20 protein-coding genes are annotated in these 23,990 nt (G+C 60.1%); 18 read left to right on the top strand and 2 right to left on the bottom strand.

Going from position 1 to position 23,990, the window contains the following annotated elements:
- Positions 1–3: 3 nt before the first annotated feature.
- The 3 genes from xseA (at position 4) to IEY38_RS17775 (ending at position 2,175) form a co-directional block, all read left to right on the top strand.
- Positions 4–1,056, top strand: a complete 1,053-nt coding sequence (gene xseA / locus IEY38_RS17785; protein ID WP_004592054.1) for an exodeoxyribonuclease VII large subunit — start codon at positions 4–6, stop codon at positions 1,054–1,056.
- Between the two features lie 2 nt (positions 1,057–1,058).
- Positions 1,059–1,241 carry an exodeoxyribonuclease VII small subunit gene (gene xseB / locus IEY38_RS17780; RefSeq protein ID WP_004592052.1) on the top strand — a complete coding sequence of 61 codons (183 nt, stop codon included), beginning with the start codon at positions 1,059–1,061 and terminating at the stop codon, positions 1,239–1,241.
- Positions 1,242–1,890: 649 nt separating this feature from the next.
- Positions 1,891–2,175 (top strand): hypothetical protein, encoded by a 285-nt coding sequence (locus IEY38_RS17775; RefSeq protein ID WP_004592047.1) that lies wholly within the window; start codon positions 1,891–1,893, stop codon positions 2,173–2,175.
- A 23-nt stretch (positions 2,176–2,198) separates the two neighbouring features.
- Here the strand turns inward: IEY38_RS17775 and IEY38_RS17770 are convergent, their stop codons facing one another.
- Positions 2,199–2,402: a hypothetical protein gene (locus IEY38_RS17770; RefSeq protein WP_004592045.1), complete on the bottom strand. Its 204-nt coding sequence runs from the start codon at positions 2,400–2,402 to the stop codon at positions 2,199–2,201.
- Positions 2,403–2,541: 139 nt separating this feature from the next.
- Here IEY38_RS17770 and IEY38_RS17765 point away from each other — a divergent pair, with 139 nt between their 5' ends.
- The 5 genes from IEY38_RS17765 (at position 2,542) to IEY38_RS17745 (ending at position 7,912) form a co-directional block, all read left to right on the top strand.
- Positions 2,542–2,964, top strand: a complete 423-nt coding sequence (locus tag IEY38_RS17765) for a hypothetical protein (protein WP_004592043.1) — start codon at positions 2,542–2,544, stop codon at positions 2,962–2,964.
- A complete protein-coding gene (locus tag IEY38_RS17760; protein WP_229775377.1) occupies positions 2,954–4,645 on the top strand; it encodes a hypothetical protein in 1,692 nt (563 codons plus the stop codon). Before IEY38_RS17765 ends, IEY38_RS17760 begins: the two co-directional genes overlap by 11 nt.
- A 179-nt stretch (positions 4,646–4,824) precedes the next feature.
- Positions 4,825–5,556 carry a hypothetical protein gene (locus IEY38_RS17755; RefSeq protein ID WP_004592041.1) on the top strand — a complete coding sequence of 244 codons (732 nt, stop codon included), beginning with the start codon at positions 4,825–4,827 and terminating at the stop codon, positions 5,554–5,556.
- On the top strand, positions 5,546–6,892 hold the full coding sequence (locus tag IEY38_RS17750) for a hypothetical protein (RefSeq protein WP_049909262.1): 1,347 nt from the start codon (positions 5,546–5,548) through the stop codon (positions 6,890–6,892). Before IEY38_RS17755 ends, IEY38_RS17750 begins: the two co-directional genes overlap by 11 nt.
- A gap of 6 nt (positions 6,893–6,898) precedes the next feature.
- A complete protein-coding gene (locus IEY38_RS17745; protein WP_004592039.1) occupies positions 6,899–7,912 on the top strand; it encodes a hypothetical protein in 1,014 nt (337 codons plus the stop codon).
- A gap of 1 nt (position 7,913) precedes the next feature.
- Here the strand turns inward: IEY38_RS17745 and IEY38_RS17740 are convergent, their stop codons facing one another.
- Positions 7,914–9,146 carry an RNA-guided endonuclease InsQ/TnpB family protein gene (locus IEY38_RS17740; RefSeq protein WP_004592038.1) on the bottom strand — a complete coding sequence of 411 codons (1,233 nt, stop codon included), beginning with the start codon at positions 9,144–9,146 and terminating at the stop codon, positions 7,914–7,916.
- Positions 9,147–9,286: 140 nt separating this feature from the next.
- Here IEY38_RS17740 and IEY38_RS17735 point away from each other — a divergent pair, with 140 nt between their 5' ends.
- From IEY38_RS17735 to IEY38_RS17690, 10 genes are all read left to right on the top strand, one after another.
- Positions 9,287–11,374 (top strand): VirB4 family type IV secretion system protein, encoded by a 2,088-nt coding sequence (locus IEY38_RS17735; RefSeq protein WP_188979913.1) that lies wholly within the window; start codon positions 9,287–9,289, stop codon positions 11,372–11,374.
- Entirely contained in the window at positions 11,367–15,731 is a 4,365-nt protein-coding gene (locus IEY38_RS17730; protein ID WP_188979910.1) for a primase-like DNA-binding domain-containing protein, read from the top strand. Before IEY38_RS17735 ends, IEY38_RS17730 begins: the two co-directional genes overlap by 8 nt.
- 39 nt (positions 15,732–15,770) lie before the next feature.
- Positions 15,771–17,786: a hypothetical protein gene (locus IEY38_RS17725; protein WP_188979908.1), complete on the top strand. Its 2,016-nt coding sequence runs from the start codon at positions 15,771–15,773 to the stop codon at positions 17,784–17,786.
- Between the two features lie 452 nt (positions 17,787–18,238).
- The gene (locus IEY38_RS17720; protein WP_188979906.1) at positions 18,239–18,529 is read left to right on the top strand and encodes a hypothetical protein; all 291 of its coding nucleotides are present in this window, start codon (positions 18,239–18,241) and stop codon (positions 18,527–18,529) included.
- A complete protein-coding gene (locus IEY38_RS17715) occupies positions 18,526–18,864 on the top strand; it encodes a DUF7558 family protein (RefSeq protein ID WP_188979904.1) in 339 nt (112 codons plus the stop codon). Before IEY38_RS17720 ends, IEY38_RS17715 begins: the two co-directional genes overlap by 4 nt.
- 49 nt (positions 18,865–18,913) lie before the next feature.
- Positions 18,914–19,513, top strand: a complete 600-nt coding sequence (locus IEY38_RS17710) for a DUF7437 domain-containing protein (RefSeq protein ID WP_188979902.1) — start codon at positions 18,914–18,916, stop codon at positions 19,511–19,513.
- Positions 19,510–20,019: a hypothetical protein gene (locus IEY38_RS17705; RefSeq protein ID WP_188979900.1), complete on the top strand. Its 510-nt coding sequence runs from the start codon at positions 19,510–19,512 to the stop codon at positions 20,017–20,019. The genes IEY38_RS17710 and IEY38_RS17705 overlap by 4 nt, the downstream gene beginning before the upstream one ends.
- Positions 20,020–20,462: 443 nt before the next feature.
- Positions 20,463–21,938, top strand: a complete 1,476-nt coding sequence (locus tag IEY38_RS17700; protein WP_229775376.1) for a hypothetical protein — start codon at positions 20,463–20,465, stop codon at positions 21,936–21,938.
- Positions 21,939–22,063: 125 nt separating this feature from the next.
- Positions 22,064–22,240, top strand: a complete 177-nt coding sequence (locus tag IEY38_RS17695) for a hypothetical protein (RefSeq protein WP_188979896.1) — start codon at positions 22,064–22,066, stop codon at positions 22,238–22,240.
- Positions 22,237–23,478: an RNA-guided endonuclease InsQ/TnpB family protein gene (locus IEY38_RS17690; RefSeq protein WP_188979894.1), complete on the top strand. Its 1,242-nt coding sequence runs from the start codon at positions 22,237–22,239 to the stop codon at positions 23,476–23,478. Before IEY38_RS17695 ends, IEY38_RS17690 begins: the two co-directional genes overlap by 4 nt.
- Positions 23,479–23,990 lie beyond the last annotated feature (512 nt).

Raw genomic sequence — 23,990 nt, 5'->3', positions numbered from 1 at the left:
TGCATGGCGGACGCACCGGATACCGAGCGGCAGGCGGTCGAACCCGACGGTAAAGAGGTCCTTAGCGTATCCCAGCTGAACGACCGGATTGCGTCAGTCGTCCAGGACACGCCTGCCCTCAACGGCGTCCGCTGTATCGGCGAAGTCACCGACCTCCACCAGAACAGTACGGCACTCTACTTCACGCTCACCGACGGCGATGCCGAGCTCCCCTGTATGATCTGGGCGAACCGCTACCGGGAGCTGGATGCTGATCTCGAGGACGGGACCGAGGTCATCCTCAAAGGCGATGTCGACTACTGGACTGAAGGTGGGAAAATCGACCTCAAGCCGTGGGAGATGATCGTCGTCGGCGACGGCGACCAGGCGGCCGCAGTCGAGCGACTGCGACGCGAACTCGAAGAGCGTGGCTGGTTCGACGACGAGCAGAAACAGCGCCCGCCGGCGTTCCCGGAACGGGTCGGTGTCGTCACCTCACTCCGGGGCGATGCTCGCTACGACATCCAGAGTGCGATACACGAGCAGGACCCAACCGTCGATATCCTGGTGAAGGATGCGACCGTCCAGGGGTCAGAGGCACCGACGTCCATCGCGAACGGGATTCACCATCTCGACCGCTCGGAGGACGTCGACGCGATCATCGTCGGCCGTGGTGGCGGGAGCGATTCGAACCTTCAGGCGTTCAACACCGAGCGAGTCGCAGAAGCGATCTTCACCGCCAACACGCCGATTGTGACCGCTATCGGCCATACTGACGACCGGCTGATCGCGGATCGGGTGGCGGATATGGCCGCGATCACCCCGACGGCCGCCGGCGAGTACATCGCGAAGTCGCGGAATGACTTCCTCGCTAGCGAGATCGAACCGTTGGAGCAACAGCTCGAGGCTGCCTACGAGACCTTCGAGCAGGAGCACGAACACGAACAGGAACTGGCTGAGGCAGTCGAGGAGGCGACCGCTCCCGAGGGCCTTCCACCGGTCTACTACAAGGCCGCGATTGCTGCCCTCCTCCTGTTGTTGTTGCTCATCACTGCCCTCTGGTTGGGAGTGATCTGAGAATGCCGAAAGACCCCGACATCAGACGGCGGATGGACCGTGTTGAGGAGATCATCGACCGGCTCGATGCGGACGAGGTGTCGCTCGAGGACGGCTATGATCTATACGACGAGGGTCAGGAACTCCTGGCCGAAATCCGGGAACTGCTCCACGACGGGGACGGCGAGGTTATCGAAATCGAGTGATCGGCGCAACACTCGAACAGGCCGTTAATTCTTAACCAACGCTCCACCGGAAAGGCGGTGTTTTGTTGGTTAAGACTGTGCCTGTTCCGATCCAGCCTGCAGGCTTAACTACGAGGTTCGTCCATTTCGAAACGTGCGGGACTAAGTCACGATGCTACACGAGACGGTCCTGGTGTTCGGTGTCTATCTGGTGGCCTGTGGCGTCGCCTGGGTGCTTCATGAGTCGGCGCACTACGCAGTCCATAGTCTCTACGCGGACTCGGTTTCGTTTGGCGTGAATCGCCGAGGTCCCTATGTCGACGCTGTCTACGAGTCGACTGCTCCTACACTCGCAATCCGGGTCGGTTCAGTTGCTCCCACTCTTCTCTATACGCCTCTCGTGATGGTTGGTATCGCTGGCTATCTCTCGACGTATCCACTTCCCCAGCTGGATCCGGTTGGATGGTCGTTGGTAGCCATTCCTCTCATCATCCTGACTTTCCCAACGGGCAGCGATCTCCAGGCCTGCTTCGAAGCGGCGCACTAGCCGTTCTCGACCTGTATTCGATTAGCGTCAGACACCCGTTTCATTGGTTATGTAGCCTGATTTGAAGAAATACGTTGGCCGTCAATATTTAGTAGATATGGCGCAAGTATGTGTAAATGTAACATGGCACAAGCAAGTCCCCGCAGTACCCTCTCAGAAGCTGACTCGGACGAGCGCCCCTCCGTGTCAGTTGAAGCGTGGTTAGAGGCGGTCAGTAGAGAACTGGATCCCGCCGAGTGCGAGGACCTCTCCGAACTCGGCATCTACTCGATCCACGAACACAGCAGCGCCCGGACCATTACCCTTCCCGAGGATGCAGACGAGTTCGACGACGCAACGACGGTAAAGCAGTACTATTTCGAGGGCGAGGATTGTCCGCTTCTCATCGTCGCCCCACTGCAGGCCTAAGTCGCCCTGTCGAGCGCGGTCGGTCAGCAGTCGGCGTCGTCTTCCTTATGATCGGAGTAGAACTGGATGAGATACTGGAATCGCGCTGTATCGCTCGTGAAGGAGTCGAGCTCCTCCTGTAACCACTCGTATTTCCCCTGCGGGATTCGCATATTGATCCGGGCGACATCGTCGTCGACGTCGGAGCCGGTGCTACCAGTGCTGGGTGCTGTATCGGCGTCTGACATTAGTTCGACTCAGGCTATGTGGTCGCATATATCCCCGCAGAATGGGAACTTCTCTAGAGAACTTGGAGAACTTTGAAGACCTCCAAATTCATCCAAATTTTCTGACTTCTTTTGGTTAATCACTCCTTTCTCACTCACGATGTGTGCTCAGGTCCCCTCCGGCGAGACGCCGGCCAGTACTGACGAATCGACGTCCGTCATTCGGATCATTCACAGGTCCATCGGTCCGATTCTGCTGGCGCTCCTCCCGCTGATTCTGTTCGTTGGAACGGCGGCTGCGCAGTCGGATCCTGGCAGCGCCTTCTGTGATTCCAACATGGCCGACACCATCCAGAACATCTTCACCATCATCCAGTTCGGCGGGCCGCTCATCGGCGGCGTCCTCGCCCTCGGTGCGACGGTGGCGATCCCGTTCACCCGCCGGTCGGACTGGAAGAAGGAGATGAAGTCGGTCCGGAATCAGGGCCTGCTGTGGGGCGTGATCGTCGCGCCGCTCGGGACGGAGATCGTCCAGTTCATCCTGAACAACATCGTGGTCGGTGGCACGAGTTGTGGATTCTAATCGCGCAACAGGATTCGCACTCGTCATGTCCGCCGTCCTCGTCGCATCGACAGCCGCCGTTCCAGCGGGCGCCCACCCTCCGAACAGCACCGACCACGGCGTCCCGGAGGAGACCTTTCACAAACTGTGGTCGGGGGATCAGGACGGCGCGACCGACGGCGCGAATCTGAGTAACGGGTCGGCGGTCGAGCAGCTCGGCGAGGGGACCGATGTTCCGTTCGATTCGCCACCGCGGGCGGTCGAGCGATGGAACCGGGGCGACCACCAGGAGTTCCCGACGACGAACAGCTCTGTGTCGATCCACCCGCCCGATGCCGACCTCTCCAGCGGTCAGTTCGTCAAAGAGGCGTATACTGAGGTGTTCGCCGTCCAGCCATCCACGCGAGCGCGCCTGTCGCCGTCGAGACAGCCGCTCTACGTTGCTCCTGAGGGGACGCTTCGCGGTACCGTCGACTACCGTGTGGCGGTGCCGCCAGACGACACCTCCGGCGACCGGCGCGTCTACTGGAGTCTCGAGAGCCACCAGATCGAGGAGACGAAACTCCTCGTCAACGGCAATGAGGAGACGACGGCTGGTGGTTCCCACACGCCGGCGCTGTCATACTCCTTGGATGGATACGCCGGTGAGGAGCATCGGCTCACGCTCCAGGCGAATATCTCGGTCCGGCTTCGGAAGGAGGTCGAAGTCTGTACCGCTCACAACGACGAGGGTGACTGCACCAACTGGGAGAGCTCCGTTTCATACCCGACCGAGAACGTCACGGTGACCGATTCCATCGGGGTCGTGAAGTACGACCTCGCAGTCTCCGGATTCATCGCCGAGTATCCGAACGGCGACCTCGGCCTCGTTGTTTACAAGAACCAGCCGTGGCTCGGCTACCAGCTACCCGATGGCGATGTCAGAGGTGTCTGGCGGTTCTACTCGGCCCGGGACAAGGACTGGGATACGCTGGTCTACAGCTCCGACGATGGCCAGCGGACCGCTCACTCGCCTCTTCACCCACTCCAGGTGAACGCCTATCCCATCGAGACGGGGCCGACGCCGTCGCCCCGGCGAAACGTGACGATACTGGACGTGTATGGCACGTCGACGTCCCCGTCGACACTCCCGTCGAACGTTCACTTGGACGTCCTCACGGAGCCGTACACCGCCAGCTACGGCATCGCGACGCGGTCCACGGCCGACGATCAGCCCGAGACCATCCGGGCGTGGGGACTCGTCAGAGGTGTCGAGGCGGAACGGCCTGCAGACGAGTTCGCTCGAATCCAGATTTACGAGAGCAATCTCACCCTGGAGGTGGTGAACCAGAGTGAAGACACGGTCACCGTCCGGGTTACCCTTCAGAACGCGAACACCGACGCACCGATCAACACCAACGGGCGGGATGGATACGTCGTCATCAACGGGCAGCGATTGAACACGACCGGCAACGGAACCGTCACAACGACGATTGAGCGACCTCCTGGCGGTGTGTCGGCGCGATATGAGCCAGGTCACTGGTGGCTCAACCCACCGGGCTACACCGGCGACTCGGATACCGTTCTGCTGCAAGGTTCAGTGCTCCAGTTGGTGTCGGCGCTGTTCCGGATCGGCGTCCCAGTCTCGTTGTTCCTCCTTGCGGTGTTCTTCCTCGACCGGATCACCGGCTGGCGGATTTGGCCCCCATGGAGGTCACTATGATGTCGGGAAAACACCTCACATCTCACGACTCAGAGTCGGAACAGTGCGTTAGCCGACGGCGTCTCTTGGCGTGGTATGGGACGGCGATAGTGGGTGGATTAGCAGGTTGTGCTGGAAATGGCAATCAAGGGAACAACTCCGAATCGCCAGCTTCGACTTCGTCACCGTCTGAGGATTCGGTGTTCGAAGAGACCCGTTTTGATGGCCCCGAACTCGTTGTGACACTTAGTCAGGACCACGACGTCAGCCGTCTCAATCTCATCGCTCCTGATGGAAGTCTCTACACCCAAGCCGACGTTGCAGAGGGCGCCACGACGGTTCGACTCCGAGTAATGGATATCCAGCCTGGACTGGGAGATTATGAACACTACAATCCTGGTACGTACGAGCTGACCGCGGTAAGAGAGGATTCCTCGCAAAGCAGAGAGCTGGAGATGCGGCCAAATCTCAAGGTTACCGAAGCATCCCATTACGAAGAAGGAGCAAACCGAGGAAATCTCGCGTTAACCATCGAGAATATGGGGACTGCGCCAACGTGGCCCTATCAGATCGTCTATCGAGATGCACCTAACGAAGCAGCCAATGCAGAACTCAACGACAGGAAGGGTATTCAGCAGTTCATTACTCCCGAAGATCCAGTAGAGAACATCATCGTCCCGGGCGAGGCTGTTGATTTTGTGGGTAACACCCCACCGATTGTATTCACTGACGATGATTCGACAGAGCAGACCTGTGCCGGCCAAGCGATTGAATTCGTGGCTGTCGTTGGAACAGTAGTCAGTTCTTCACTCGAACAAACGATAGAGGTATCTCTCAGCGGGGAGCGGTCAGTTATCGGGACTTCAGACACCTACACCTGCTCTGAGATCGCAGCAGAGCTCATCGGCGGAGGTGAGAGCGATGCGTCCTAAACTCAGGAGGGTTTCTACGATCGTCTGTGCGTCTGTGGTTCTGCTATTATTAGCCACCCAACCAGCGCTTGCACAAAGCGGTGGTTCCGGAGGTGGAGGAGCATTAGTCGACATTATTATCGAGGCCTTCCGGCAGCTACTGCGGGCTCTATTTAGTCCGATTGAAACCATCCGGAGTCTCGGTGATTCACTTGCCAGACTTGTTGTCGGGACCCCTCACCCAGATTCTACATTCAGTCGTCCCTCCAATGGACCTTGGCCCAACATCTACGATTACTACTGGGGCACGATCATCCCGCTCTCACTTTCCCTGTATGGGCTGTCGATTGGATTGGTTATTTTCTTCGAATCGACCAGCCATCTCTTTAGTAGCTACCATCGATCTAAGCTCAAGAAGCGGGCCTTTGCTGGCCTATTGGGAATCCTCTCATGGTGGTGGATGGCTGCGCTTTCGCTCCGGTTCATCGATGCTCTGAGTGGTTTCCTGACCCCGAGTCTATCCAATATCAGCTGGTTTCAGACCCTATCCTTCGGCGCAATCGGCCTTATCGGGCTCGTCCTGAGCTGGGCAGTCGATATCATCCTCTTCCTGCTAATTGCCCTCATTTATCTGGTTAGACAGCACGCACTCTATCTCTATGTCCTCCTGATGCCTCTGCTGATAGTTCTCTGGATTCCGGGTGTGGGCCCGTTCAAGCTCGTCTCAAAGTTTATGAAGAAGCTCGCCAGCTTCTACGTTCCCTTCCTCTTTATGACGGTCCCTGTGGCCCTCCTCTTCCGGCTAGGTGATTTACTCGGGACCAGTGCTGGGCCGACGCTCGGTGGGATCGGAATATGGATTTCAGCGCTGGTGATCCCTTTCTTGGCTCTCGTGTCCCCACTAGTGCTCTTCTGGCAGGCTGGAGCCCTGTTTTTCATCGGCGACCGGATGGCTCATCACTTCTCTGCTCAACGGGCTAAAAATCGTGCCCGTCGGGTTAAGCAAGGAATCAACACAGGAAAACAGGGCAGTCGGAACTTTGTGAGAGGACTTCGGGATGAACCCGCAATCACCCAGAGTGGCCAATACGTCTTCGATTCGGGAGATTCGCGAGCACATTCAGCCGGTCAGCGATTGAACAATGTTGGATCCCGCCTCCGGAATCCCGAGAATGGGAGCGGTGGGAATAGCGGAGGGAATCTCGGAGGGGGAGGATCGAGATCCGCATCTGAGACCGGCGGTACAGACTCTGGAGGAGACGCATACGACCGTAGCAATCAGGATCAGTTTAGAGATCCTGAAACCAGGGACCGAACCCACGATTCGGCTGATGAACCACCACGCTACATCCACTAACAACCCATGAGCTCCGCAACAGACCCCGCGAAACGCATTCCGAAGTCGCTCGGTACCGACACCCAGTTCCTCGGGAAGTACTCGCTGACGGACCTTGCCGTCGCCGGGCTTCCCGGCGTCCTGGTAGTCCTAGTGACGCAGGTCGTCATCCCACCGTCACTCAGCGTTCGCGGCGTTCCGGTGTCAGCCCTCACGATCCCCCTCGCGGCGATTGCGATTGCGTTCGGTGGGCTGTTCGTCTATCTCACCCCCGGCTACACCAACAGTCTCGACTGGCTCGGCCTGTTCGTGAACTTCCACCGTAGCGAGACGGAAATTGCCCACGAGGAGGCGAAAGAGTACACCCACGTCGAGCGCGTCTACCCACGTCACGACGCGATCGAGCGGACGGATCGGGCCCTCGTCGGGGCGGTCCAGGTGTCGCCGCCAACGATGGCGCTCTCGACCGACGACGAGTGGGCCCAGAAGACGGAGGCCTTCCAGGACTTCGTCAATACGACCGTCGAGTTCCCGATTCAGATTTATTCGACGACGCAGTCGTTCCCGGCCGACGAGTACGTCGGACGGTACGAGGATCGCCTGAGCGATCCGGATGTCAAATCCAACGAGAAACTCCAGGCTCTCATCGAGCACTACGTCGACTGGTACGACCGGGAGCTGGCGCAGCGCCAGATGACCATTCGCGACCACTACGTCCTGCTCCCGGTTCGGCCCGAAGAGGTCCGGTACGAACGGGCCAGCCTCCTCGAAAAGCTCGCTGGGATACCCGTGCTGGGGATCCTCGTCCAGATTGTCACGGCGCCGCCGGAGGAGGAAGAGCGAGCTGCGATGCTCGAGGAACTGGACGAGCGGCGCCGGCGGGTCGAGCGCGGCCTTCGCGGGATCGAGGGGTGTGACACCCGCCCCGTCGATGCGGCCGAACTCACCCGCCTGGTCGCGGAATACTGGACAGGCACGGAAATCGAGTACGGCGACCCCGAACAGGTGCTCCGCACGTCTCCGGTCATCACCAAGTCGTAGGCTACCCAGTGGAGTGGATTTCACCATGAATTCCCGCTCGAACCGATTCCGGTACGGATTGAATGCCGTTCGCGGTCATCATTCCGGTGTTCAAGCGCACGCCTACGGGTGCGCCTCCTTCGCCCCCATTTTGGTTGCGAAGGAGTCGATACCCGACGTTCTTAGCCGCGTTGTAGTCCGCATGGTTCTCGTACCCACAGGACTGACATCGAAAGGTATCCTGCGACGGGCGATTGCCCTCGCGCGAGCATCCACAGGAGGAACATCGGCGCGAGGTATTCTTTGGGTTGACCTTTTCAACGGTGATGGCTCGTTCTTCGGCCTTGTAGGAGACGTACTCGTAGAGTCGGTTGAACGCCCACTCGTGGAATTCCCTGGCGCCGGGCATTCGATTTCGGATACCCTTCAGGTCCTCGAAGGCAATCACCGTGCAGCCGGTACTGACGGCTTCTTCGATAATGCCATTCGCGATGCGATGAAGCGATTGTTTGAAGCGACCGGTCTCCTGTCGGCCGATTGCTTGGATATTTTCGTGGGCATATCTCGAACCACACCGTTGGATCGAGTTCCGTCGCTGAGCATATTCATCATGCCAGTGGTTCAATTCGTTGCCGGACCAGAACACGCCAGTCGAGGTGACGGCGATATTCTCGACCCCAAGGTCCACGCCGAGAACCGCTCCGTTCTCGACTGGCTTGGGGTCGTCCACGTCCGCCTTTGTTCGGACGTGAAGGTAGAAATCACCACGACGATGATGAAGAGTCGCGATAGTCGTCTCCCAATCGTCAGAGTGCAGGTACTCAGCGTGGGGCGTATCACGGACTTCGTCGGGCAGAACGTACTCGGCGGTGATGCGTCCATCCACAGTACTCAGCGAAGCGTGATCGTCGTGGAACGTCGCATTTCGCTGATTATATTCACAAAATGGGGTGGTGAAGGTCGGCAGAGATGCGGACTTGCCCTCCGACCACTTGGTGACGACGCTTTTGAGCGCATCAATAGCGCAGTCACGAGCGGATTGCACGTGGTTACTGTGGAGGCCTGTCCGAGCACGAACGTCCTCATAGGTCTCGCTGTGGAGTACGGAAGAGCGGGTTTCAGCCCACTCCCCGTCCCACGCAGCGTCGACAACGTAGTTGGCTGCCCACAGGAATTCGTCGATCGTTTCGTGCAGCAGGTCTGCTTGGTCCTCGGTCACCTCAAGCTTGACCTGGACGGTACGGCAGACCTCCATAACCTATGCCAACAACGCCATGATTATGAGATTAATGCGGTTCGGCTGAGAGCATCGTTTTCCTCGAATATCGAAGACGCAGAGTCCAACGATTCGGTATTCGGATACCACCAGCCCCAACCGATCAAAGCCCTGAACCAATGATTAGAAAACTGCTCCCCTTCACCGGCTCGAATAGCTCGGAAACTGACGACGAGACGACCGCAGAAAACGCTCCAGACGACCAAGAACCGAATGATGCCGAATCACAGCTCCCCGTCGACTACGAGGCCGACGGTGAGGGGGTCAATGGCATCCCCGAAATCCACCAGACCGTCGTTACGCCGTCGAGTATCGAGCGCACGCCCAGCGCTCTGAGGACGGACCACCAGTGGGCACAGAGTCTGTGGGTTGGCGAATACCCCGACGCGCCGATGGATGGCTTCCTCGAGAAGTTGTACGCCGCAGCAGAGACCCAGCAGACGGATGTCAGTATCCACATCGACCCCCGCGATACGCGGGAGACACTGGATTCGCTGGAGAACAAGATCGAGGACCTCGAAGCCGACTACGAGTATCTGACCGAGAAACATCGGGCGAGTGCGCGAGGCGTCGAGAAAGACCTCGAGGACCACCAAGAGATGTACGACGTCCTCCGGAACACGACGATGCAGGCGTTCGACGTCTCGATGTATCTCACGGTCAGGGGCGACGAGCGTGACAACATCGACGCTGAGTCGGTGTCGACGACGGCCCGGCAGGCCCCCGCGAATCTGACCCCGGTGACGCCCCGATGGTCCCAGCTGAAGACCTTCACGTCAGCAAGCCCGATCGCCCTCGATCAGTTCAACGAAACCCTCGACAGCAAGACGCCGATGCTCGGCGGGGCTGTCGGTGCGATGTTCCCCTTCGTTTCCGGTGCGTTTGCGGAACCCGGTATCGAGTACGGAACGTACGCGCTGAATTCCAGCCCGCTCATCCTCGACCGCTTCAAGCGGCAAACCGGCTACTGCATGATGGTTATCGGCCGGCTCGGCGCGGGCAAATCCTTCGCGACGAAGCTCCGGCTGGTGCGGCGAGCCATGTTCGACGAGGATACGGTCATCATTATGCTCGACCCGATGCGGGGGTTCGCCGGCGTCAACGAGGCGCTCGATGGCGAGCGTATCACGGTCGGTGGGCGGCGGGGCCTAAACCCGCTGGAGATCAAGCCGACGCCCGACCACGTCCTCCAAGAGGTCGACGACCTCGACCCGTGGGGCGAGCAAATCAACTGGGTGATGACCTTCTTCGCGACGTTCTTCGAGCACGTCGCAGACCACCCGCTCGGCGAGCGCAATCAGACCCTCCGGCGGGCTGTTCAGGAAGCCTACGAGAAGCGTGGGATCACCCGCGACCCGGAGACGCACACCCGGGACTCACCCACCATCCACGACGTCATTACGGTCCTCGAGGAGATGGTGGAAGACCCCGAAGAGTACGGCTACGTCACTGACGGAGAGCAGGAGGCCGTCCAGTCTGATGCCCAGTCGTTGCTCAAGGACCTCCGGCCGTCGTTCCGCGAGGGCGGTGAACTCGAGAATTTGGCACGGCCTTCCGAGTTCGACCTCGATTCGAAGGTCATCTACCTCGATCTCCATCAGGAGGAGGGCACCCGCGGCCGAGCGGAGACCAGCCTGATGATGCAGGTGCTGTTCAACAGCGTCTACGAGCGGGTCAAGCAGACCGACAAGCGCGTCGTCTTCTGTATCGACGAGGCGCATTACTTGATGAACGACGCCGTCTCCCTGGACTTCCTGGAGACGGCTGTCCGGCACAGCCGCCACTTCGATCTGAGCCTCGAATTCATCACGCAAACGGGGGGTGAATTCGCGCTGACGCCGGAGGCACGGACCATCGCGAACCTCTGTTCGCTGACCGTCCTCCACCGCGTCAACGAGGAGAAAGAGAAGATCGCCAAGTGGTTCGACCTCAGCGAGCGACAGGTGAACTGGGTCACCTCCGCGAAGGCCGGCGAGGACGAGGACGGCTACTCTGAGGGTCTCGTCGGCATCGACCAAGAGGGCTGGTTCCCACTACGGATTCGGGCAAGTGACTACGAGGCCCACGTCATCGACGGCGGCGCTGCGGACGTGGCCGAGCTCGAGCCCGAGTCGAGTGCGAGCGTGACGAGTCCGGACAGTCGACCCGCCGGCGCTCGGGCCGACGGCGGCGACCCACCCAGTACTGGTTCACAGGAGGATGACTGACCAGCGTTCATCAGACCCCTCGGCTGCGGATAGCGGCGACGAGTACATCCGGATTACGCCGTCCCGGAGTGACCTCGCGCCGGAGACCGTGGTCCGGCAGCTAGCCGGCCTCCACGGCCTCGACGCCGGCAACGACGGGCTTCTCGCGAGTATCGGGCCATTCGGCGATCCACCGCCAGTATTCGAGTTCCTCGCAGTGAGCGAGGGGGCAGACGAGCCGGTCGAGTTCTACTACGGGGCCGACCGCCGGATGGATGCCCTCGAGGAGCGTCTCCGGACACTGTATCCACCGACGGTGACGTTCGAGCGGGTGACGCTCGACTTGGAGGCGAAGCTGCTCCCGGCGCCAGCAGAGCCGGCTCACGACAGTAGTCAGAGAGACAACGACCGCACCGAGATGAATACAGGGGCCTCTGAGTACCCCCAAGGTGACCCACACTCCGACTCTGAGCCCGTAACGCCCTTCGACGCGACGGGGCAGGAGCCGGTCGGTGACGGTGGGAGTATGGTCTCGGAGGAATCCACGTCGGCAGACGACGTCGAATTACTGTTCGGAACCGAATCGAGTGACGAACCTCCAGTGAGTGAGTCGGCCGACTCAGAGCACGACGTCGATCATCAGTCGAGGCAGACGCAGTTGAGCGTCGACGACACGACACCGCTCGGAATTACCTGGCACGGGCAGGCTTCCCGTCGTGAGGACTGGATGACGACGTTGCCCCAATTTACGAACACGGAAGACGAGGACGACGACCACGCGAGGGCCCCACTCGCGTCTCTCATCGACCAGCTAACCCGTGCCGACCATCCGATCGCGTTTCAGGTACTCTTCCAGCGGAAGCCGGACTGGACGCACGAGGCGCGGGAGCGCCAGCGGAAGCTCCGCGAAGGCGAGGACAGGATTGTCGACTGGTTCACGGGGGAGCTTCTCGGAAATACGGAGCACGAACCCCACAGCCCCTCGAACACCGGACGGCAGCGCCGGTATCTCGACATCGGTGGACGGGAACGTGTCGAGTCCATCGACGAAAAAGAGCCACAGCAGACGTTCACCGTGAATATGCGGGCGCTCTCGCTGGTGACCTCCGACCGACAGCAAGAGCGCGTCGGCCACCGTCTCGATGACATCGGATCGGTGTTCGACCACCTGAACGGGCCCCACTATCGGGTGCGACCGAAGCGTGTCCGACGTGGACTCCGAAAGAAACGGCGAGCTAAGAAGCACGCCAACCGCGTGTTCAAGGCCAGCCTGATGACGAAGAGTGACTGGCGGAAGACACGCCCCGATCTCGTCCTCGGACCAGCTGAACTCGCGAACTTCGTTGTCGTCCCGCCGGCGACCGATCTCACGACCGAGGGTGGGCGGGGGTCCGATGCCGAGCCCGAGAGCCGTACCCCTCTGCCGCTCCCCGCGCAGGACCATATGGATGCCTTCACGGACGCAGGGATGGCTATTGGCCGCGGTCTCGGGGAAGACGGCACGCCCACGCCGGAGGCGATGCGGATTCCACCACATCTACTGCCGTTCCACGTCGGTCGGTTCGCGAAGAGCGGCGCCGGCAAATCAATCGCGCTAATCAACGATGCGCTCTCCCTATACGACCAGACCACGGGCCCTGTGTTCCTGATCGACTCCAAAGGCGGGAACCTCCCCGAGAACTATATGCGGGCTCACGCGAAGCGCTTCAGCACCGCAGATCTCGAGGAGAACGTCCTCCACTTCTCGGTGCCCAACATCCTGCCTGGCTTCGCGTTCTTCGACATCACGCCAGCGCTGGAAGATGGTGTTCGTCGCGTCGACGCGATTCAGGACAAGGCCGACCACTACGAGGAGCTCATCAAGCTCGTGATGGGGCCGGAGCGGTACGAAGACGCCATCGCCTCGCCGACGCTCATCAAGTACCTCATCAAGGCGATGTACGACGAGGAGTACGGCCTCGAAAACGGGCACTTCCGCCAGGATACGAACTACTTCACCCACGACCAGTTCGAACACGCGGTCACGCAGTTCCACGCCGCCGGCCCGCCAGACCCCACTCCGGAGGAGGCACCACGGGCAAGCGACCCGCAGGTTGCCGAGAAACTGGAGCGCCACCTCCGCTCGAACCCGGCGACGTTCTCGAACGTCGTGAGCGGCATCAGCAACCGGATGGACTACATCACCCAGGACGCCCATCTTCGGCGGATCTTCAACAACACCGAGTCGCAGTTCGACTTCCGTGACCTCCTCGACGAGGAGAAGGTGGTCATCTTCGACCTCGGCGACCTCCGCGACGAGGCTGCCCGCGTGATGACCGGCGTCATTCTGACGCAACTCTACGACGCCGTCAAGCGTCGCGACGGCGAGGAGTTGGCCCGCAAGCCGGACGACTACGTCGCGAACCTACTCATCGACGAGGCGTCCTCCGTCGTCGTCTCAGATACGCTGACGACGCTGCTGGAAAAGGGGCGAGAGTTCCGGTTGTCCATCGAACTCGTGACGCAGTTCCCCGAGCAGATGAAGGAGGCGGGCAACCGCGAGGTCTATCTGAACGTTCTGAACAACATCGGGAGTCCCCTCGTCGGGAAGATCGCCGTCGACGCCGACATCGCCGAAGCGCTGTCACACGAGGCGATGGACCCCGTCGAGTTCAAGAACCGTATCAGTTCGCTCCCGCGTGGTGAGTGGATCGCCCAGCTCCCGAGTCCGGAGTTCGGCGAAACCGGCCCCGACCCGTTCAGTATCGAACCGCTTCCGATTCCGCCCGGGCACCCCGACAGCGAGCAGCCACTGACCGGGGCGCAGGACGAGCGGTTCCAAGACGCCTTGGAGGCTGTTCACGAGCATACCCGCGAGGAGTACGGGGTGGCTGGCGGAACGACCGTGGAGAGCCGTGACGCGGCGACTGACGTTGCTCTGGAGAATGCCGACGACCTGCCGCTGGAAGTTGCGATGGCTCGTGCGATCCGCGCTGTTCAGCTGTCGAACGACGTCCGCGAGACGAACGGCTGGGTGTCCGTCGAGGACGTCGACGAGGAACTACTCTCTCGGATCGAGGAAGGCACCATCGAAGCGCAGGGCTACGAGACGCTCCCGGAAGTGCGGGACGCATCCTCGCTCATCGAGGTCGATCTCCCGGACGGTACATCGTCCGTTCAGTGTCGGCTCACAGACGAGGGTGAGCAGGCAGCCACGGCCGACACGTCGACGTCACCGACCGGTGGGGGCGAGCACCACGATTCAGTCCTCGGAGCAGTTGAGCGGGCGCTCGCAACGGCAGGGTTCTCCGTAGAGGTCCTCGATCAAAACGGGGAGTCTCGTCCCGACGCCATCGCGACGCATTCGGATCTCGACTCGGAACTCCAGGTCGAAGTCGAAACCACCACTCACGTCCGCCCAGCGAAGGTGCTCACGAACCTCCGGAAGGCCCAGGAACAGGAGCGAATTCCGCTGTTCGTCGTCGCAGACCACGACGATCAACCAGCCGCAGAGATCGCCGACCGGCTCGCGAAGATCCTCAGCGAGCCGCGAAATCAGCTCTCATCCGGGGAAACACGGCTGTATACGATGAATCACAATGTCACATTCAACGGCGGTGCGCGAGCCGCGGATGGGGTTACGGCCGTCCGACCGGCGACTGGCGGCAGTCGCCACACCCGCTGGTTCGAGCGGGACGATGCGTTCGTTCTCGAGGATAGTGCCGGAGACGAGCACGCCCGGATCGACTCGTTCGACGCCGTGTCGAAAGACCAGTTCCCCGCGACGTACAGCTACGACGCCGAGAGCGAGACATACACCGTCTTCAGGCCGGGAGAACTGCCCGAGTCCTACGAGTCACGCCAAGCGTTTGAATCGGACTGGGTGCCTGTCAAGCGTCCATTTGTGCCCGGTACCGACCTGCCTGTCCCGGACTATACGGAGCGCTCGTATACGATTGCGACCATCGAGGGTGACCAGACGCTCGAAATCCACGCGCCAGACACAGAGACATCCACCGGGATTCCAGCACTCGTGGACGCAGTTCAGGACGGGACGCTCCACCCGGCAGGCGAGAGCCCGAATGACTCGACCGATTCCGACGCACAGGAGGACGACAGCGCGGATCCGTACGGCATTCCGGCATTCGTCAGGGACCGGCTCACCGAAGTCGACGACGGCGTCGTCGCGGTCGCCGAGGTGTACGATGCCTACGAGCAGTATGCAACAGCCGGTGAGTACGAGGTGAAGCCGAAAAATCGGTTCACACAGACACTTCGTGAGCACGTTGCGTTTGAGCGCGACAAGCAGTGGCTAGACGGCCAGACGCGGCGCTGTTACGTTGGAATCGAGCTGCGCGATGCCGACGAGCAAGAGGAACCGAGCGATGCCAGTGCGTAGTCGTTTCGCTCCCGCGCAGGAGGTGAAGGAGGACTCGAGATGACGCTCTCCGAATCGGCCATCCGCGAGCACTATCGTCGCGCCAAACCCGTCTACGAGGCTCTAGCGACTGTCAGTGACTACCCGACTATCGGCCTGAACGACTTCGTCGGGTGGTACATCAAACGCGACCACGACGACGTTGAGGCGATCAAAGCGGGGTATTCCCAGTGTGGGCGGGTTGCCCGCCTCGATCGTGATTACGACGAAATCCACGGCCGTCTCGAACGGACCCTCTACGCTGTCACCACCTACAAGACACCGACTGCCTTCCAGCGGTGGGAACCCTGTCGCTACGACGAGACAGAGGGAACGACTGTCTGGCAGGATGAACCCCCAACCCCAGGGTATGCCGATCTTCGGGCGGTGCCAGCCTGGGGCGATATCGACCTCGCCGACGACATCAAGCCGCAGCGTGGCAACCTCAATGCCGAGACGCGTGTTCTCGTCGAGCGAACGCTCGACGCCTACATCGACGAGTACGCGACGCTATACGGCACGCGTGACGCGGTGTATGCGCTGGACTCCGTCGGGGGTGCGTACGTCTTCGGGGCCCCGGAGGCCACGCTCCCGATTGCGGACCTCTTCAGCGACGATCCAGATGCGCTCGAACGGGTGTTCGACGAATTCCTCGACCGCTCGAACGCGTGGCTCCAAGAGGCAGAGGCCCGCGTGAACGAGCGCGTCGACGGCGCCGCCGCTGTGATCCAGCCGGACTGGGTGAACAATAAGAACCGCCAGTACAAGCCACCGCTCTCGATCCACGCCGACCACGATGCCGTCGTCACCCCCATCGCGACCGACGATGTCAGCTACGAGCTCCGTCCGTTCAAGACCGTCGACGACACCCTCATTGAGGGGGCAGTCAGCTGGGCCAACGACCTCACGCGGGTCGAGCATACGGACTGCGTCAGCTCGCTGGTCGCGACGCTGTGGCCGGACCTGTACGAGGATCACGACGGATGGGAGGCCACGCTGGAGGCCTGGGTGGAAGCGGAGCGTGAACGGGAACGAAAGCGGCAGCAACAGCGTGAGGCAGCACTCCAGCGACGCGAAGAACGGCTGGAGGAACTCGATGGGACCCTCGAAGGCCACCCCGTTACCCCCTTCAAAGAAGACGTCTACGAGGCCGTCGAGAACATCGACATCACCGAGATCGCCCGCCACTATGCGAGTGATGCCTACGATACGGATCCGAACCAGCCGCGGCCTCAATTCGACCCGTGCTGGCGGCACAGTGAGAGCGGCCAGTCCTGCTTCGTCGGCGAACGGGCCAACACCTTCGGCGATTCGAAGGTGAACGCCGGCGGTGGGCCGGCGAAACTGATGGCGCTTGCGACGGGGATCCTCTCCGACGCCGATGCGGACCTCGATGGGGAGGACTACTGGACTGCCGTCGACGAACTGCGGAGTGCCGGCTACGACATTCCGGTGTGGATTCCAGAGGCCGGGGCAGAACGCGTCGATGGCGGGACATACGATCAGATGCCCTTCTGGGCTGTTCGAAAAGCGGCTGTTGCGCTCGAGGTCTGTCCCGAGGACGCGTTCGTCGATCGCGAGGGTGAGGATGGAACCTACGAGGGATTCCCGGGTTACGAAACCTACAACGAGACGTTGGCAGCCATCGAAGAAGCTGGCCTGAACCACGGCCGAGACCCAGTCACGTCCGAGGAGGACGCAGCTGACGGGGAATCGGAGTCATCCGTCGAGTCTCCTACGAGCGATGAGCCAGCGAGCGACCTGGACCGGGCTCATCTTCGGGAAAAGAACCGGCTGTTGGCAGCGAAGGTTGAGCGTCTCGAGTCTGAACTGGAGGAAAAATCGGAGCGAATCGAGGATCTGGAAGCGGAGGTTGACCAGCTCCGAACGGAGCTCGCCACTGTCCGCTCTGAACGTGATCGACTGGAGGCTGCTCTCGAAGAACGCCAGTTCGAGCAAGAGTCGAATCAAGAGAATCGGGACGAGGCCCAGTCGCCACTTGATAGGGCGAAACAGTTCGTTTCGTTCGATCAATAGACATCCCTTCTCAAATCGTCCGAGTGGAGAGCCTGACACCAACCCCAAACTGTCCTAGACACCGGGGTTGATAGGACCCGGACTTCGGCCCCGAAATCGCAGGACAACAGCACTAGACACCAGACTTACGAACGAAGGAGTTCCCGGACAGCCCACGAAATCTGGTGTCAGGTATCGCTGTCTTGCGATTTGGAGGGAAATTCGGTCACTAGACAGCAGGAAAATCAACCGATATGTGGTGGGGGTGGCCGCCCAAAGTTCAGTTCGCGGCCACCGGGGCCGAGGTGCCAGGCCGCAGGCCAAGCGAGACCGAGATGCCACCCGGACGATGGCGTGGGGCGTGGAGGGTGAGAACAGGTCGACGTAGTGACAGAGGGTATGTGACTGTAGCAGCTGTTTTTCAGCGCCCCGGAATGGATGCGGGGCGGTTCGTGTGCTGCCCCCTGATTCGTATGTCCGGACCAGATATACACGATGATACGACAGACGATCACGAACGCTTCGAGCGGGAACTACTCGCGCAGGATCGGGATACCCGGCGAGTGTCGACAGCGGATCTCGACGACGAGACGGCACATGACCTCGTCCGAGAGCTGCTCGATACCGGGACGGTCACGCCGGTCGTCGACGAGCGGGTCCTCGTACACGAGCCCAGCGGCACAGCATTCGAATCGATGTGGCAGCTTGCCATCTTCCACGAGGGCTGGACAGCAGCGGTGGACGCCGGCGAGGGGGACGAATGAGCCAACAGACGCTGGCCGGCTGTGCCTTCTGCGAGGCTCCACCCGGGACAGAGATCGGGACAGCCTACACCTGGGGGAAAGAAGAGCGGGTCAGCCATCCGATTTGCGTCGACTGTGCGATTCAGGAGGCGCCGAATCCCGACGAACGTGATCTGTACGCCTGTGACAGCTGTGGCCTCGTCGTCGACACGCTCACCGCGCTCACGCGGTTTCGGATCGAACTCGGCCATCTCGAAGGCCCGATACAGGTCTGTGCGCGGTGTAGTCCAGGTGGGCCGGCAACGTACTGGACCCGCGATCTCGAGGAGCATCTCGTTGCGACGCCGACAGAGTGACCCAAACACTCTTTACTGTTTCGCTGTAAACTGTAATCAAGAACGACCCGTGTCACGCACTTCAAATCGCGCCGACGGCGACATCGTCCGGGACTTCCTCTCGGTCGCGGACCTCCTCGAGGAGCCACAGCTGGCTCAGCTGTACGCGTACCTCGCTCGGGAGGGTGAGGTGACCGTCCAGGACGTGATGGACGACCTCGAACTTGCCCAGGGGACCGCCTACAGCTACGTGAACCGGCTCGTCGACGCCGGCGTCGTCGACGTCACCGACGACGAGCAACCCCGGCGGTACGCCGCCCGCCCGATCGACCTAACCGTGACGACGGCCGCGGGCGACCGCGAGTACACGATCACGCCGGCGCTCATCGACGCCGTCGGCCGCCGCAAGACGAATGCGGACATCGATACCTACATCGACCGCCACGGCGTCGCCGGGCTCGCGACGGCGCTCACCTACGCTGTTGCTCGGGAGCGTGGCGAAGTGACCCACCGACTGATGGCCGAGGACCTCGATATTTCGCCGCTGGCCGCGGAGATGATTCTGCAGGCGCTGCGGCCCGTCGTCCACGAGCACTACGACATCGACGAGGCTGGGGCATCTCTGGATGAGGTGAACGTCGGCGACGGCGACACGGTCGACGATTCGTGAACCGGCCCCACATCGCCGACACCGGCCTGTTCGTCGCGATGGGGCAACCGTCGAACAGTCGGTACCAGGCCGTTCGGCAGTTCGCTCTTCGGAACGACATCACCTTCGTCCTCCCTGAACGAGTGTACCAGGAGTTGGCAGTCGCCGACCCCGACGTCGAGGCGCCGCCCGTCGATACCGCGATCGACGAGGACTGGGCGACGGTTGCGGCGCCGCTCGAGTTCTCCGAGCCTGTCGTCTCCCGGGTGATGGACGGGATCCAGCGGTACATCGCGAACGCCGACGACCGGCCCGCAGACGAGGTCGAACGGGCGGACGCAGCCCTCGCTGCGCTGGCTGCCCAGCATCTCAGTGCGGGGACCGCGACTGAGGTCTACATCTATACGACGGATATCGCGGCCGGCGAGGGGGCCGAAACCGTGCTCGCGAGTGAAGGATACGGGGACTCGGTGACGTTCGTGAACGGCTTCCGGTTCATCGAGGACCTGGTCGCCGGCAACAGCTGACTAATTACCAGTCTGATTCGGCGGGAGAGGACATTCGAAAGCCCTCGGCCGCTCGACGTCCCGCGACCGCCGCTGCGCGCCTCGTACCTGCGGTGCTTGCGGGGTCGGGGGACGGCCGAGGCGGCCTCGCCCTTTCTGAGTCCGCCAGGACTGTTGATTGCCCATCGAGCGACGTGGTCGCCTGGACAGGTGTGTACGTACCGGCCCGCCCCGCTCGCCGCTGCCGCCCTCCGCGTCGCTCGCGACCGACCATTCCGGGCGTGCGGGCGCTCTCCGCATACGCTTGGTCGTCGATTATACAGGGACGAATCAGGATTTGTACTTCCTATCTTAGCAGTACACCTAAGTGACTTACCGAGCAAGAAATAGGACGAATATTAATGGATATAGACTTATCATATCTTGATCCGAGTCGGTTCGAATCTTTAGCAAGCGACCTCCTGATGGAAGAGGCCGAATCAGTTAGGACAATCGATGGGTCAGGTGGTGATGATGGTATTGATTGTTTCAAAGGACAGACCCAAGGAAGTATAACAATTTTTCAACATAAGTTCTTTACTGGCCGTCTCAATCATTCTCGCGAGTCTCAGATTCAAAGTTCATATGAAACAGCAAAGGAAAACCATCCAGGATTGGAGAGATGGTGCCTTCTAATTGCTTTAGACTTTACTCCTAAAGAACAGCAATGGTTTGAGAAGACTATTGAACAAGATGCTGAGAACATTGAGGTGGATATTTGGAATGAATCCAAAATTGAAAACTTAGTTTCTGAATATGACCACATCGTTGATCGGTACTTTCAGCAGTCAACGCTTGCAGCTGGGAGAAAAGCAAACGAAGCAATTGAATTTCTCTCTGGGAACCCTCTTGAACAAGTAGCAGGAGCAGGGGAGAAAATGACGGAAATCCGTTCTGATCACTCTCATTGGGGAATAGAATATCATTATGATTCACAGGAAGAGACTCACCAAGTCAAGGCTGATCCAGAGTTCCCGATTGAATTGGAGACCTCCTTTGACATAGGTGAAGAGAAATTAAAGAAGCTAGAAGCAGGGGAGAAGGTGGAGCTTTCACCGGAAGAAGTAGAGAAGCTTGAGGCATCACCAAGTGCAGTAATACCTGACGATGCGGAGCTTTCAAGTCTAGTTATAAAACCATCATATCAAGACATAGAAAAAGAGGTGCAGCTAGAGGCCCCGAGCATAGGTTTTAGAAGGAAATTGACCCTCGAAGTTTCAGATATATCAGACAATTCAATTTCGCTATCTACGACCGATACAGGATTGGATCTGTCTTTCACTTACTTCGAAGATTCGAGCGAAGGGACATTCGATTACAATGTCGATTTTGAGGGGCAGCCTGTGCATGAGGTCTATGAATCTTTAGACCTGCTCAAATCCCTGATCAATGCCGATGATTTCCTAATGAGGGATTTAGAAGATGATAAGATTGTTTTCCGTGCGGAGAGCGATCTTGACACCCTTCCGGATGAGCTCTCGCTCTTGGATGAATTTGTGACGAATTTGTATATTATAGAATCAAAAACTGGCACCTCATTCACGTTCGATGATTGGGATGAATTAGACTTCGAGAATGCTCGAATTGCAAGGGATCTTCTCGAAGGAAAAGAAACTAAATCCACTATAGAGACCTTCTCTGCCGAATTGGAACCCGGGTTTGATCAGACATTAGTGGATGAGATCGACGGAGACGGAGTGATTGAAGGAGCAAGCATCAATTTTGGAGGGTTTGAAATTCTTGTTCTGAGTCAATATATTGAGGTTGGCGACGTAGAACTTGAGATTCCAAAGGCTAAAATTAAAAATATTGATCAGGTCGAAGAAGCGGCCGATACTGGCTCAAGTGTCTCTCTAGAGATGGTCCCTATAGAACAGCCACCAAAAATGAAAGCAATCTGATTATTTAGAGTTAGTTTTTTAGCGCCTGTAAAGGGTGCAGGCGCGGTCAATTGAGCCTGCACAGGTGATTAGAAATGCGCTACCACCAGCGACAGGTGTACCGTCATCTGGGGGTGCAGTGATCGATGTCGGTCGAATTGAACGAAATCGAGGAGGCCGAAGTCGAACTGGAAGAGTGGTTGGTCGAACAGGCCGAGAATGGCATCCCAGAGACTGTCCTGATTGGAGTCCTTCGGGACTACGCGGACGATATCGAACAGCTCGGCTACGTGCCGCGAATGTGGGGTGAGTCAGAGCGATGAGACGAACCAACTCCTTCGACGTCGTTCCCCAGTCGGAACAAGACGAAGCTGTCCTCCGACGACTCCTCGATGCGTCAGCGAGCCTCTGGAACCAGCTCACCTACGAACGTCGGCAACACTTCTTCGCCGGCGAGAGCGTCTGGGACTCCGAACACTACTACGACGAGTACGTCGACGTCTTGGGATCGGCGACGACGCAGCAGATCACCCGCGTCAACGACGCCGCCTGGCGGTCGTTCTTCGAGACGGTTGAGAAGGCCGACCAGGAAGTCAGTCCGCCCGGCTACTGGGGGAACCAGGCCGATGGGCGCGACCTGCGGACCTACATTCGCAACGACGCCTACACGATCAGCTGGGGCGAGCGCTCCCGGCTTGAAGTGCCTATCGGCAGCCAGCTCAAAGACGAGTACGGCTTTGGTCGGGCCGAGCGGCTCCGTGTGGTTGTCCGCGGTGAGCCACACTGGCAAGGTGATCAGGGTCGTCTCCACCTCACCTACGACGACGTCGACGAGACGTATCGCGCCCACCAGCCGGTGACGGTCTCCGACGAGGGGCAGGCGACACCGACTGGATCGGACGTCGCCGCGCTCGATATCGGCGCGAACGTCCTCGTGGCGTGTACGACGACGGCCGGCGACCAGTACTGCTACAGCGGCCAGGAGCCGTTCCGACAGTTCCGTGAGACGACCGAGCGCATCGCCGACGCCAAAGCGAAGCTCCCTGGAGATCAAAACACCAGTAAGCGCATCCAGCGGCTCTATCGCAAGCGCTCCCGCCGGCGCGACCACGCCGTGAACGCGCTCCTTCGAGATCTGGTCGAGCGACTTTACGACGACGGCGTGGAAACTATATATTACGGCGATCTTACCGGCGTCCTCGGCGAGTACTGGTCGGTCAAGGCGAACCTGAAAGCCCGCACCTTCTGGGCACACCGGCAGTGTCTCGACCAGCTCACGAACGTCTGTGAGGAGTACGGCATTGAGGTGGCAGCAACCTCTGAAGCGTGGACCTCCCAGACGTGTCCGGAGTGCGGCGAACGCGAGCAGACCCGCCGGCATCGAGAAACACTGACGTGTCCGTGTGGCTTCGAGGGCCACGCTGACCTCGTCGCGTCGCGGACGCTGCTCGAACAGTCGACGAACACTGCGGTCAGGCCGACGGCACGGCCCGTGCGGTTCCAGTGGGACGACCACCAGTGGTACCCCGTCGATGGGGACGCGGTGGCTTCCAACGAATAGCGCATAGACCCGCAAGGTGCCGCCGTGGTGTCACCGTGACACCAGCGAGCGGACGCTCCGGGGTTCCGGAGTGGATGTCGATCCGCTGGTCGCTCGCTTTTCAAGCTGATTGCGTTTTCAGTACTGCTCTTCTTGGGCGTTGTGTAGCCGCCTGTATTCGCAGCTGACCGAACGACTCAGCGGCGGCGTATTCAGCCAGCAGTAGGTTCCTCGGCTGGCTGGTGTGGTACTCAACGGCTCGCACCGCTCGCCGCGTTCCGCCCTCCGCGTCGCTCGCGACCGACCATTCCGGGCGTGCGGGCGCTCTCCGCACCGCTCGCGCCCGGTCCGGGCTAAAGTGTATGTGCCCTCGACGCCAGCGGGTATCCCCGTCGGTTGCGCCCCTTGCGGGCTTTCGCGTTCCAGCGCTTTGTGCCGCCTGCGCTGTCGCGCGCTACACCGCGGCGCGCGTTCTCGGCGACAGTCGCCCTGGACACGGACCCGCACATCGGGCCGGACACGAACGGGCATAT

The sequence above is a fragment of the Haloarcula sebkhae genome (genome assembly GCF_014647415.1).
GTDB classification, from domain to species: Archaea; Halobacteriota; Halobacteria; order Halobacteriales; family Haloarculaceae; genus Haloarcula; species Haloarcula sebkhae.
This window is presented reverse-complemented; position numbering and strand designations above follow the sequence as displayed.